Here is a 12,002-nt window from a genome sequence, read left to right on the forward strand (position 1 = left end):
GACCGCCGGAAGGGGGCTGCTACTCCGCGCGCAGGTCGGCCAGCAGCCGGAGTGCGTGCGCGACCTGCTCGGGACCGCGGACCCGGTAGGAGGCCGCGGTGGTGCCCTCGCCGCTCTTGATGCCGACGTCGCCGGAGCCGAGGACCGCGAAGGCGTCCTCGTCCGTCACGTCGTCGCCCGCGTAGAGGACGGCGGTCGCGCCGGTGTAGCGGCGGAGGTGCTGCACGGCCTCGCCCTTGGTGGTCGAGCGGACCGAGAACTCCAGGACGTTCTTCCCCTCGCGGACGGTGACCCCCTGCACCTCAGCGCGCGCCTCGGAGAGGGCGACGACGTGGGCGACGCGGCTGTGGCGCTCGGTCGCGAGGCGGGTGTGCAGGGCGAAGCCGGCCGGCTTGTCCTCGATCCAGACGTTGTCGATCCCGCGGGCGATGCCCTTCAGGACGTCCTCGAGCACTCCCACCTTCTCGAGCTCGTCGTCGTCGAGCCGGACCGCGTCCTCCTCGGGGTCGAGGCGGATCTCGATGCCGTGGGAGCCGACCAGCAGCGCCTCGTCCGGCAGCTGTGAGACCTCCTCCAGGCTCCCGAGCGCCCGGCCGGAGACCAGCGCGACCCGGGTGCCGGGGAGGGCGAGGAGCCGCAGCACGGCCTCGCGCGCCTCGGGGAGCGCCCGCGCGCGGGCGGGGTCGTCGACCTCGGGCGCGAGGGTGCCGTCGAAGTCGAGGGCCACCAGGAGCCGTTCGGTCGCGGCGAGCTCCCGCAGCGCCGCCGCGAGCCGCTCGGGCACTCCCTCGCTCATCGCGCGCCGCCGTCGAGCTCGCGGTCGTCGGCGGCCTCCCGCTCGAGCTCGGCCGCCTGTCCGTGGGCCGCGTCGTCGCGGTGCTCGGCCTCCTGGCCGTGCGGCGCCTCCTGCCCGCGGGCGGCGGGCCGCACGTCGAGCTGCTGGCCGGCCGCGTGCTCCGCGAGAGCGGAGAGGAACGACTCGGACCAGCGCGCCACGTCGTTCTCGAGCACGCGGCGACGGAGCGCGCGCATGCGCCGGGTGCGCTCGACGCGCGGCATCCGCGCCGAGGCCTCCATCGCGTCCTTCAGCCCCGAGATGTCGTGCGGGTTCACCTGCACGGCCTGCTTGAGCTCGTCGGCCGCTCCGGCGAACTCGCTCAGCACGAGCACGCCGTCGTTGTCGAAGCGGGACGCGACGTACTCCTTCGCGACGAGGTTCATCCCGTCGCGCAGGGCCGTCACGAGCATGACGTCGGCGGCGAGGTAGAGCGCCACCATCTCCTCGCGCGGGTAGCCGTGATGGAGGTAGCTGATCGCCGGGTGCCCGAGCGTGCTGTAGTCGCCGTTGATCCGGCCGACCTGCAGCTCGATGTCGTCGCGCAGCTGCCGGTAGGTGTCCACGCGCTCGCGGCTCGGGCTCGCGACCTGCACCAGCACCGCGTCCTCGGAGGTGAGGCGGCCGTCCGCCAGGAGCTCGCCGAAGGCCTTCAGGCGGTGGCCGATCCCCTTGGTGTAGTCGAGCCGGTCGACGCCGAGCATGATCGTCGCGGGGTTGCCCAGCTCGGCGCGGATCTCGGCGGCGCGGGCCTGGATCTCGGGGGTGCGCGCCATCGCCTCGAACGACGCGGAGTCGATCGAGATCGGGAAGTGCCGGGCGACGACCGGGCGCACGCTCGCCCCGCGCCGCGAGCGGTTGACGCGGCGGGTGCCGCCGACGGCCTCCTCCTCGACCGGGACCTCGACGACCGTGCTGCGGGTGTCGTAGCCGAGCAGGCGCCGGACTGCGCGGAGGAAGCTGCCCGCGTCGCCCTGGCGCTGGAAGCCGATCACGTCGGCGCCGAGCAGGCCCTCGACGATCTGCCGGCGCCACGGGAGCTGCGCGAAGATCCCGTAGGGCGGGAACGGGATGTGGTTGAAGAAGCCGATCGTGACGTCGGGCCGGAGCTCCCGCAGCATCTTGGGCACGAGCTGGAGCTGGTAGTCCTGCACCCAGACCACGCCGTCCTCCTCCGTCACGGCCGCGGCCGCCTCGGCGAAGCGCTGGTTGACCCGCACGTAGGCGTCCCACCAGTCGCGGTGGTAGGTCGGGGGCGCGATCACGTCGTGGTACAGCGGCCACAGCGTGTCGTTCGAGAAGCCCTCGTAGTAGTCCTCGAGCTCCTGCGCGCTGAGGGCGACGGGGACGATCTGCACGCCGTTGTCGACGAACGGGGCGACCTCCTCGTCGGCCACGCCGGGCCAGCCGACCCAGGCGCCCTCGTTCGCGCGCATCACGGGCTCGAGCGCGGTGACCAGCCCGCCGGGCGAGGTCTTCCAGGAGGCGGTGCCGTCCTCGGCCACGACGCGGTCCACGGGGAGGCGGTTCGAGACGACCACGAACGCGTTGCGCTCGGTCCCTCCCGAGGTCCCGGCGTCGGTCCTGTCAGCGGCGGAGGAGGCGGAGGCGGAGTGCGGAGGAATGGTGGTCCCTTTTCGTCGGTCGAGCCGTCGTCGTGCCCGTCGAGGCTAGCAGCCGGCCCCGCACGGGGGACGGGGGGGGTCAGCCCTGCACGAGGGCGAGCGCGAGCGTCGCTCCGCCCACCGTCGGGACGACCGCGACGAGTCCGAGGAGCGCGTACTGGCGCCACGAGACGTGCACGCCCAGCGCGGTCAGCCTCTGGTGCCAGAGCAGGGTGGCGAGCGAGGCCCACGGGGTGATCAGCGGTCCGGCGTTCACGCCGATCAGCAGGGCGACCAGGCGGAGCGGATCCGCCGCGACGGGCTCGAGGGCGAGGTAGGCGGGCAGGTTGTCGACCAGGTTGGAGGCGACCGCGCCGGAGCCGGCGAGGCGCAGCAGGTCGAGCGTCCCGCTCCCCTCCCCCGCGACCACGGCGAGCGCCGCGCCCAGCCCGAGCTGGTGCGCCGCCTCCATCGCCACGAAGAGGCCCGCCGCGAAGACGACGAGCTGCCACGGCAGGAGGGCGGGCGTGAGCGCCGCGGGACGGCGCACCGCGAAGAGGACGATCAGCGCGACCGCGGCGACCGTCGCCGGGATCCACACCTCGAGGCCCGAGACGAGCGCCGGCAGGAGCAGCGCCACGACGATCCCCGCGCCGACGAGCAGCACCCGGTCCTCCACCGGCGTCCGCTCCCCCGGGGTGTAGCGCCCGGCCAGCTCGCGCCGGTAGCGGATCGCGAGGATCAGCACGGGCACGACGGCCGCGACGAGCGCGGGCACCGCGGTCAGCGCGGCGAAGGCGAAGGGGCCTTCGACGCCCAGGCGCCGCTGCGCGAGCAGGTTGGTGAGGTTCGAGACGGGGAGGAGGAGGGAGGCGCAGTTCGCCAGCCAGACCGTGGCCATCGCGAACGGCAGGGGCGGGACGCGCACGTGCGCCGCGAGCAGGACCACGACCGGGGTCAGGAGCACGGCGGTCGTGTCGAGCGAGAGGAACACCGTGCTGACGACGGCCATCGCCACCACCAGCAGCCAGAGCACCGCGGTCCGCCCGCGGCCCCACTCGGCGGAGCGCTCGGCGACCACGGTGAAGACGCCGGCCTCGGAGGCCAGCTCGGCGACCACGGTCACCGCGACCACGAAGCCGAGGATCGGCGCCGTCCGCTCGACCAGCTCGCCCAGCGCGTCCATCGGGAGGACCCCCGTGACGACGGCCACCGCCCCGACGACGAGCAGCACCGCCCCGATCACAGCCGTGCGCATGTCGTTCCCGTTCTCCTCGGCGTGCCCCGGCTCGAGGATTCGGGTCCCGGCGGCGATCCACCGTAGCGGGACAACCCCTCGGTGCTGTCAAGCGTTCCTCTGAGAGCTTTCGCACCCGCTAGCGTCGGGGTGAACACGGGAGGCACACGCATGCGCAAGTTCATCCTCAACTCCAGCGTCATCAGCGCGATCGTCGGCGGCTGGTCGATCCTGCAGACCACGCGCAAGGGCCCGCGCGACTGGCGCCTGGCCCTCCAGTGGGTCAGCTGGGCCATCTCGGTCACCGTCGCCCTGGGCTCCGTGTCCTACGACTCGAAGGAGATCGTCAAGGAGGAGCGCGGCAGGAAGCGCGACCGCTAGGCCCTCCTGACGCGCCGCCTCCCCGCGGGGCGGCGTGTCAGCCGGTCTCCCGACCCGGTGGCGGCGACACTGTTCCCAGTCGCTGCCGGCACGGGAAACGGGGTTCGTCATGAGGTTTCGTCTGAGGCGTCGCAAGGCGGCCCCCGAGGTCGTCGAGGCGGCCCCCGTCCTCACGCAGGACGAGCTCTTCGCCGTCGTCCACGAGCGGCTCGCGGCCTTCGTCGGATCCGGGGGCGCCTGGGTCGTCACGCGCCGCAGCCACGACGACCGCGACCCGATCTTCCACGGGATGCTCGCGCGCTCCCTCGCCCACGAGCTCTCCGCCGCCATCCAGGAGGAGCAGCTCCGCGCCGGCGCCGAGCGGACGTCGTCCCCGGTCACCGAGGCGATCCCCGTGATGCGCGCCTCGACTCCCCCGGTGGAGCCGGCCGCCCTCACCTGGGAGCCGAAGCCGATCGCCGTCTGGGCGGAGCCGGCCCCCGCCGACGTCGCCGTCGACGCCCCCGTCCCGACCCGCTCCTGACCCGAGCGGTCGGCCGGCGGGTTCGCCCTCCGGCCGACCCGACGAGCGACGTCGCCCTTCCCGCTGATCGAGGAGGCGGCGCGGCCGCCGTCTCGAGATCCCCCGCGGCCGCCCCTCCCCCGGCCGCCCGTCAGAGCGTCTGCCAGCTCCCGGGTCCCTCGCTGCCCGCCGGGTACTCGTCGAGCGGCACCCGGTCCGCGTGCCAGGCGTCGATCGCGGGCTGCACGATGCGCCAGCACTCCTCGGCGGCGTCCCCGCGGACCGAGAGCGACGGGTCGTCGTCGAGGATCCCCGAGATGACCTCGCCGTACGCCAGCAGCTCGCCCGCGCCGAAGGTCGCCTCCAGCGAGGCGCGCTCGAGCGTGTACGGGTCGCCGGGGCCGTTGATGTTCAGCTCGAGCGACATCTGGTCGGGCGCGAGGAACAGCCGCAGCACGGACGGCGCCTCGGTGCCCACGAAGCCGCGGGGCAGGTGCGGCACCGGCTTGAAGCGGATGACCACTTCGCGTCGCCGCTCCCCGAGCGCCTTGCCGGAGCGGAGGGTGAACGGCACGCCGGCCCAGCGCCAGGTGTCGATCTCGACGACCAGCTCGGCCAGCGTCTCGGTCCGGCGAGCGGCGTCCACGCCTTTCTCGTCCGCGTAGGCGGGCAGCTCGCGTCCGTCGATCGTCCCCGCCGTGTAGCGGGCGCGGCGCGAGCTCTCGGCGGGGTCGTCGCCGTGCAGGCGGGTGGCGCGCAGGACGATCGACTTCGCGTCCCGGAGGTCGGCCGCGTCGAGCGAGGACGGCGGCTCCATCGCGATCACCGCGAGGACCTGCAGCAGGTGGCTCTGGATCATGTCGGTCAGCGCGCCCGCGCCGTCGTAGTAGCTCGCCCGCCCCTCGAGGGCCAGCTGCTCGTCGTAGACGATCTCGACGCTCTCGATGTGCTCGGCCGACCACAGCGGCTCGAGGATCCGGTTCGCGAAGCGCAGGCCGAGCACGTTCATCACGGTCGCGCGGCCGAGGAAGTGGTCGACGCGGTGGATGCGGTCCTCGGGGACCAGCGCGGCGAGGCGCTGGTTGAGGGCGTGCGCGCTCGCCTCGTCGGTCCCGAACGGCTTCTCCAGCGCCAGCACGGTGCCCTCCGGCAGGTCGTGGGCGGCGAGCGCCTCGCAGGCCTTCGCCGCGATCGCCGGCGGGAGGGCGAAGTAGACCGCCACCGGACCGGCGCAGCTCGCGAGCAGTGCGGCGAGCGCCTCCGGATCGGTGACGTCGACCTGCTGGTAGCGCGTGCCGGAGGTGAGCGCGTCCACGCCCTCGCCCTGCGCCTCGACGGTGGCGAAGGAGGCGGTCAGCACCTCGTGCCAGTGCTCCTGGGTCCAGTCCTCGCGTCCCGCGCCGACGAGGTGGACCCGCCGGTCGGTCTCGCGGGTCAGCAGCTGGCCGACGGCGGGGAGGAGGAGCCGCGAGGACAGGTCCCCCGTCGCTCCGAGGATGAGCAGGGTCGAGACGGTCTGTGCCATGCGGCTCACCCTACGGCGGCGCTGAAGAGCCCCGCTCCGCCTTGACTGGGAGGCCACAGCCGCACCTGAGAGGATCGCCGCATGGTCTCCCCGATCGAGGACTACGCCGTCCTCTCCGACTGCCGCACGGCCGCTCTCGTCTCCCGCGACGGAGGGATCGACTGGCTGTGCCTGCCGCGCTTCGACTCCGCCTCCGTCTTCGGCGCCCTCCTCGGCGGCGACGACCAGGGGCGCTGGTCGCTCCGGCCGGTGGACGGGGAGGCGACGAGCGAGCGCCACTACCTCGGCGACACGCTCGCGCTGGTCACCCGGTGGACGACGCCCACCGGCGTCGTCGAGGTGGTCGACGTGATGCCGCTGCGCGACGAGCGCGCCGAGCTGGTGCGCCGGGTGCGCGGAGTGTCGGGGACCGTCCGGATGCGGCAGGAGCTGCGCATCCGCTTCGACTACGCCCGCACCATGCCGTGGGTGCGGCAGGAGGGGACGGACGAGGATCCGCTGCTCGTCGCCGTCGCCGGGCCCGACGCGGTCGTGGTGCGCGGAGTGCGGTTGAAGGCCGTCGACCACGCCCACGCGGCGGAGTTCGACGTCGACGCGGACGCGGTCGTCGACCTCTCGATGGCGTGGTTCCCCTCGCACCAGCGGGCGCCGAAGCGCCTCGACGTCGACCGCGCGCTGGAGCGCACGCTGTCCTGGTGGTCCGCGTGGGCGTCGGCGATCGACTACGACGGCCCGCACCGCGACGCCGTCGTCCGCTCGCTGCTGACCCTCCGCGCCCTCACCGACGACGAGACCGGCGGCATCGTCGCGGCGGCGACCACCTCGCTCCCGGAGCAGTTCGGCGGCGCCCGCAACTGGGACTACCGCTACGTCTGGCTCCGCGACGCCTCGCTCACCCTGCAGGCCCTGCTCGCGCACGGGTTCGAGCAGGAGGCGCAGAAGTGGCGGGCCTGGCTGCTCCGCGCGGTCGCGGGCGCGCCGGAGGACGTGCAGATCATGTACGGCCTCGCCGGCGAGCGCGACCTGCCGGAGCGGGAGATGCCGAGCCTGCCCGGCTACGACGGCGCCTCCCCCGTGCGGATCGGGAACGCCGCCGTCGACCAGTACCAGGCGGACGTGATCGGCGAGGTGATGGTCGCTCTGCACGAGGCCCGCGTGGCCGGAGTGGACGAGACCGAGTTCTCCTGGCCGCTCCAGCGCGCGCTCCTGGGCTTCGTCGAGACCAACTGGCAGCGGCCGGACAACGGCATCTGGGAGATCCGGGGCGAGCCGCGGCACTTCACGCACTCGCGGGTCATGATCTGGGCCGCGCTCGATCGGGGTGTCCGCGCCGTGCGCGAGAACGGCCTGCCCGGTCCGGTCGAGACCTGGGAGCGCCTCCGCGACGAGGTGCGCGCCGAGATCGAGGCCCAGGGCTTCGACGCCGAGCGCGGCCACTTCGTGCAGTCCTACGGCTCGCCCGAGGTCGACGCGTCGCTCCTCGTGCTGCCGATGGTCGGGTTCGTCCCCGCCGACGACCCGCGGATGCTGGGCACCGTCGCCGAGCTGGAGCGCGTGCTCCTGCAGGACGGCCTGCTGCACCGCTACCGGACCGAGTCCTCGGTCGACGGCCTCGCGGGCGGCGAGCACCCGTTCCTCGCCTGCTCCTTCTGGCTCGTCCGGCAGTACGCCGACTCCGGCCGGATCGACGACGCGCGGACCCTGATGGACCGGCTCGTCGGGCTCTGCAACGACGTGGGCCTCCTCTCGGAGGAGTACGACGTCGAGGGCCGCCGGCACGCGGGGAACACTCCCCAGGCCCTCTCCCACCTCGCCCTGGTGCAGGCGGCCGACGCGATCGCGGCAGCCCGATGAGGCGCCGCCGCGTCGTTCTCGCGAGCATCGGCGGAGTCCTCGGAGTCGCGGTCCTCGGCTTCCTCACCTGGAGCTCGATCGTCAGCGGCCCCGACGAGGACGCCCTCGCCCGCGTGCGCGCCGATCCCGCGATCGCGGTCGAGCGCACGGACGACGCGCTCGTGATGACGCCGACCTCGACCGGCGAGCTGGCCGGCACGGGCCTGGTCTTCATCCCCGGAGCGAAGGTCGACGCCTCCTCCTACGAGGCGACCCTGGCTCCGCTGGTCGAGGCCGGGGCGACCGTCGTGATCACGCGGCCGATCCTGCACCTGGCCTTCTTCGATCTCCGCTCGCTCGAGACCTTCACCAGCCAGGCCGAGGGCGTCGACCGCTGGCTCGTCGGCGGCCACTCCCTCGGCGGCGTGAAGGCCTGCCAGTGGGCCGAGGACCCGGCGGTGGCGGGCCTGGTGCTGCTCGGCAGCTACTGCGCGAACGACCTCTCGGGCTCCGGGCTCCCCGTCCTCAGTGTCAGCGGATCGGAGGACGGGCTCAGCACGCCGGAGAAGGTCGCCGACGCGAGCGTCCGGCTGCCCTCCTCCGCCGACCTCGTCGAGATCGACGGCGCCAACCACGCCGACTTCGGCTGGTACGGGCCGCAGGCGGGCGACGGCGAGGCGACCATCAGCCACGAGGAGGCGGACGCCCGCATCGCCGAGGCCCTCCTGGGCTTCAGCCGCGAGGTCGGCTGAGTCGCCCGCTCCCGCTTGACCTCGAGCGCACTCGAAGTCGTAGGTTGACGCCATGTCCACCGCCACCGCCGCCCCGGCCGAGCCGGATGTGCTGTCGATCTCGCAGGTCGCCGCCGTCACCGGTCTCACCGTGCACACCCTGCGCTACTACGAGCGCGCCGGGCTCATGCTCGACCCGGTCGAGCGCGCCTCGTCGCAGCACCGCCGCTACCGGCCGGCCGACGTCGGCTGGGTCGACTTCCTCACCAAGCTCCGCGCGACCGGGATGCCGATCGCGCGGATCCGCGAGTACGCCCGGCTCCTCCGGATCGGGCCCGCCACGGAGCCGGAGCGCCTCGCGCTGCTCCGGACGCACCGCGAGGAGGTCGAGGCGCAGCTCGCCCGGACACACGCCAGCCTCGCCGCGATCGACATCAAGATCGCGGCGTACCAGGAGAGGACCACCCACTGATGAAGACGATCACCCTCGGATCCGACGTCGCCGCTCTCGAGGTCTCGCGCCTCGGTCTCGGCGCGATGGGCATGTCGGCGTTCTACACCGGCGCCGGCACCGACGACGCGGAGTCGATCCGCACCGTGCACCGCGCCCTCGATCTCGGCGTCACGTTCCTCGACACCGCCGAGATCTACGGCCCGTACACCAACGAGGAGCTGCTCGGCCGCGCGCTGGCCGGCCGCCGCGACGAGGTCGTGCTGGCGAGCAAGTTCGGCATGATCCGCCACCGCGGCGATGGGGGCCGCGGACTCGACGGCTCCCCGGAGAACCTACGGCTCGCCGTCGAGGGCTCGCTCGCGCGCCTCGGGACCGACCGCATCGACCTCTACTACCAGCACCGCATGGACCCGGGCGTCCCCGTCGAGGAGACCGCCGGGGCCTTCGCGGAGCTGATCCAGGAGGGCAAGCTCCGCGGCTACGGCCTCTCGGAGGCGGCGCCCGCGACGATCCGGCGCGCTCACGCCGTGCACCCGGTCACCGCTGTGCAGTCCGAGTACTCGCTGTGGACCCGCGACCCCGAGGCGGAGGTGCTGCCGGTCCTCCGCGAGCTCGGCATCGGCTTCGTCCCGTACTCGCCGCTGGGCCGCGGCTTCCTCACGGGCAGCATCCGCTCGGTCGCCGAGCTGGGCAGCGACGACTTCCGCCGCGACAACCCCCGCTTCGCCGACGGAGCGCTGGAGGCGAACCTCCGCATCGTGGAGGCCGTCGACCGTGTGGCGGCAGAGGCGGACGCGACCGCCGCGCAGGTGGCGCTCGCCTGGCTGCTCGCCCAGGGCGAGGACATCGCTCCGATCCCGGGCACCAAGCGCGTCTCGCGCATCGAGGAGAACGCGGCCGCGGACGCCCTCGTGCTGACCGCGGAGCAGCTCGACGTCCTCGGCGCGCTCGAGGCCCCCGTCGGCGACCGCTACGCCGACATGAGCTCCGTGAACCGCTGACCGCCCTGCGGGACGCCGCTCGCCGCGCGCACCCCGGGTGCGGCCGTGGGAGCGGCGTCCTCGCAGGAGTCAGTCCCTCGGCGGCAGCTCCCGCTTCGGGGTGTCCCGCTTCGGGGTGTCCCGCAGGTCGATGAGACCTGTGAACATCGCCCCCCGCTCGTTCGAGCGCTCGTCGCCCGAGAACAGGTTGTCCGGGGCGGAGGACCCGTGCCGGCGCGGGGTCGCGGCGGGAGCGGGCTCCCGCTCCATCTCGACGCGCTGACGCGGGAGGGCGACGGGGTCGTTCTCGTGCAGCCACGAGACGAGCCGCTCGCGCACGTAGCAGCGCAGGTCGAAGAGCGTCGGCGCGTCCTTCGCCGTGACGAGCACCCGGATCCGGACGAAGCCGCCCGTCGCGTCGGTCACCTGCAGCACGCTGGTGCGCCGGTCCCAGAGGTCGGTCTCCTCGAGCATGCGGTGCAGCTCCTCGCGCATCTGCTCGGGGCTGACCCGCCAGTCCAGGTCGAGCTCGACGGCGCCGAGCAGCTCGGACCCGGTGCGGGTCCAGTTCTGGAACGGCTGGGTCGTGAAGTAGTTCGTGGGCAGCACCAGGCGGCGGTCGTCCCAGAGGTGGACGACGACGTAGGTCAGCGTGATCTCCTCGATCCGCCCCCACTCGGTCTCGACGATCACCACGTCGTCCAGGCGGATGGCGTCGCTGAAGGCGAGCTGCATCCCGGCGAAGATGTTCGTGAGGCTCGACTGCGCGGCCAGGCCCGCCACGATCGAGAGCACGCCGGCCGAGGCCAGGAGGCTCGCACCGGCCGTGCGGGCCTCGGGGAAGGTCAGCAGCGAGGCGCCGATCGCGATGACCACGACGGCCGCCACGGCGACCCTCCGGATGATCGTCATCTGCGTGCGGAGGCGGCGTGCCCGGCGGTTGTCGGCCGTGTCGGTCCGGTAGCGCTCGGCGCCCAGGTCCTCGAGGAACACGAACAGGGATCCGATCACCCACGCCGCCGCGCCGATCGTGGCGATCTGGAACACCCGCTGCACGAGACCCGGCCAGGGGTCGGCCGTCACGGTGGCGGCGAGCGCGGCCCAGACCGCGATGGTCATCAGCAGCACGCGGAACGGGATGCGCAGACGCCGGATCAGCAGGCGCGCCCAGGTCTTGCGCTTGCCGACCGAGCGCAGCACGAGGGCGACGACGGCGGTCGCGACCACGGCGATCACGACCGCGATCACCACGGCGAGCGCGATCGAGCCGATCACGGGGAGGACGTCTTCGGGCACATCGGTCCTTTCTGGAGGGGAAACGGAAGCGAACGGAGATCCTGCCACGCGAACGGGCGTCGGTCCGCATTCTGCGCCGGACACCGTGCGGATGCTCAGGCGCCTGTTGGCGTCGGCGGACGGAGACGTCGACCTCGCCTGGAGCACCGTCGCCCGGACCTTCACGCGGACGGGCATCACCCTGAGCCTGACCGCCGCCGCAGACGACCAGGGCCGGGCCTCCGACGCGCTCGACGTCGGTATCGGCTCCACGAGCGCCGGCTTCCGCGGAGTCCTGCCGCTGCTCGACCCGTCGACCGCCGCACCCTCCAGCGAGTGAGCACGGGCCGGCGCTCCCCCCGCGGGCGCTCCGAGGAGGTCGGGAACGGACACGGACCGGGAACGACGAAGCCCCACACCTCACAAGGAGGTGCGGGGCTGGTGGTGCACCCCCTCGGACTTGAACCGAGAACCCACTGATTAAGAGTCAGTTGCTCTGCCGATTGAGCTAGAGGTGCGTTCCGGCCGGCTGATCGTGCGTGCCGAACCGAGGGATCACATTACCAGCGTCTCCCCCCGTCTCGTCAAATCGAGCGCGACGGAACGCCCGCGGCAGCGATCGGAGGCTCCGCGGGACCCACCGGT

General features: G+C 73.3%; 12 protein-coding genes and 1 tRNA gene. 7 read left to right on the forward strand and 6 right to left on the reverse strand.

Annotated elements, in window-relative coordinates; translation table 11 throughout:
- Positions 1 to 19: 19 nt before the first annotated feature.
- The 3 genes from otsB to C5D36_RS03460 all read right to left on the reverse strand — a co-directional run bounded on the left by otsB (position 20) and on the right by C5D36_RS03460 (position 3,697).
- Positions 20 to 796 (reverse strand): trehalose-phosphatase, encoded by a 777-nt coding sequence (otsB, locus tag C5D36_RS03450; protein WP_104262689.1) that lies wholly within the window; start codon positions 794 to 796, stop codon positions 20 to 22.
- Positions 793 to 2,376, reverse strand: coding sequence for a trehalose-6-phosphate synthase (locus C5D36_RS03455; protein WP_104250140.1), 1,584 nt, complete (start codon positions 2,374 to 2,376; stop codon positions 793 to 795). The genes otsB and C5D36_RS03455 overlap by 4 nt, the downstream gene beginning before the upstream one ends.
- A 163-nt stretch (positions 2,377 to 2,539) precedes the next feature.
- The gene (locus C5D36_RS03460; RefSeq protein ID WP_104226243.1) at positions 2,540 to 3,697 is read right to left on the reverse strand and encodes an SLC13 family permease; all 1,158 of its coding nucleotides are present in this window, start codon (positions 3,695 to 3,697) and stop codon (positions 2,540 to 2,542) included.
- 150 nt (positions 3,698 to 3,847) lie between these two features.
- On the opposite strand from C5D36_RS03460, the gene C5D36_RS03465 reads away from it, so the two are divergent.
- Both C5D36_RS03465 and C5D36_RS03470 read left to right on the forward strand, forming a co-directional pair.
- Positions 3,848 to 4,057, forward strand: a complete 210-nt coding sequence (locus C5D36_RS03465; protein WP_104226242.1) for a hypothetical protein — start codon at positions 3,848 to 3,850, stop codon at positions 4,055 to 4,057.
- 109 nt (positions 4,058 to 4,166) lie between these two features.
- On the forward strand, positions 4,167 to 4,580 hold the full coding sequence (locus tag C5D36_RS03470) for a hypothetical protein (RefSeq protein WP_104295186.1): 414 nt from the start codon (positions 4,167 to 4,169) through the stop codon (positions 4,578 to 4,580).
- Positions 4,581 to 4,710: 130 nt separating this feature from the next.
- Here C5D36_RS03470 and C5D36_RS03475 read toward each other — a convergent pair whose 3' ends face one another.
- Entirely contained in the window at positions 4,711 to 6,084 is a 1,374-nt protein-coding gene (locus C5D36_RS03475) for a glucose-6-phosphate dehydrogenase (protein WP_181068342.1), read from the reverse strand.
- A gap of 81 nt (positions 6,085 to 6,165) precedes the next feature.
- Between C5D36_RS03475 and C5D36_RS03480 the strand changes: the two genes are divergently transcribed.
- Genes C5D36_RS03480 through C5D36_RS03495 form a run of 4 tightly spaced genes read left to right on the forward strand, consistent with a single transcriptional unit; the run spans position 6,166 to position 10,103 of the window.
- The gene (locus C5D36_RS03480; RefSeq protein WP_104295187.1) at positions 6,166 to 7,938 is read left to right on the forward strand and encodes a glycoside hydrolase family 15 protein; all 1,773 of its coding nucleotides are present in this window, start codon (positions 6,166 to 6,168) and stop codon (positions 7,936 to 7,938) included.
- On the forward strand, positions 7,935 to 8,669 hold the full coding sequence (locus tag C5D36_RS03485) for an alpha/beta hydrolase (protein WP_104223550.1): 735 nt from the start codon (positions 7,935 to 7,937) through the stop codon (positions 8,667 to 8,669). Before C5D36_RS03480 ends, C5D36_RS03485 begins: the two co-directional genes overlap by 4 nt.
- Positions 8,670 to 8,721: 52 nt before the next feature.
- Positions 8,722 to 9,120 (forward strand): MerR family transcriptional regulator, encoded by a 399-nt coding sequence (locus tag C5D36_RS03490; RefSeq protein WP_104292015.1) that lies wholly within the window; start codon positions 8,722 to 8,724, stop codon positions 9,118 to 9,120.
- Entirely contained in the window at positions 9,120 to 10,103 is a 984-nt protein-coding gene (locus C5D36_RS03495) for an aldo/keto reductase (RefSeq protein ID WP_104238158.1), read from the forward strand. The genes C5D36_RS03490 and C5D36_RS03495 overlap by 1 nt, the downstream gene beginning before the upstream one ends.
- 69 nt (positions 10,104 to 10,172) lie before the next feature.
- On the opposite strand, the gene C5D36_RS03500 is transcribed toward C5D36_RS03495, so the two are convergent.
- Positions 10,173 to 11,378 carry a mechanosensitive ion channel family protein gene (locus C5D36_RS03500; RefSeq protein WP_258062857.1) on the reverse strand — a complete coding sequence of 402 codons (1,206 nt, stop codon included), beginning with the start codon at positions 11,376 to 11,378 and terminating at the stop codon, positions 10,173 to 10,175.
- Between the two features lie 91 nt (positions 11,379 to 11,469).
- On the opposite strand from C5D36_RS03500, the gene C5D36_RS16765 reads away from it, so the two are divergent.
- Positions 11,470 to 11,697 carry a hypothetical protein gene (locus tag C5D36_RS16765; RefSeq protein ID WP_181068352.1) on the forward strand — a complete coding sequence of 76 codons (228 nt, stop codon included), beginning with the start codon at positions 11,470 to 11,472 and terminating at the stop codon, positions 11,695 to 11,697.
- Positions 11,698 to 11,799: 102 nt separating this feature from the next.
- On the opposite strand, the gene C5D36_RS03505 is transcribed toward C5D36_RS16765, so the two are convergent.
- A tRNA-Lys gene (locus C5D36_RS03505) sits at positions 11,800 to 11,875 on the reverse strand.
- Positions 11,876 to 12,002: the final 127 nt, after the last annotated feature.

It is taken from the genome of Rathayibacter sp. AY1C6, assembly GCF_002931535.1.
Taxonomy (GTDB): Bacteria; Actinomycetota; Actinomycetes; order Actinomycetales; family Microbacteriaceae; genus Rathayibacter.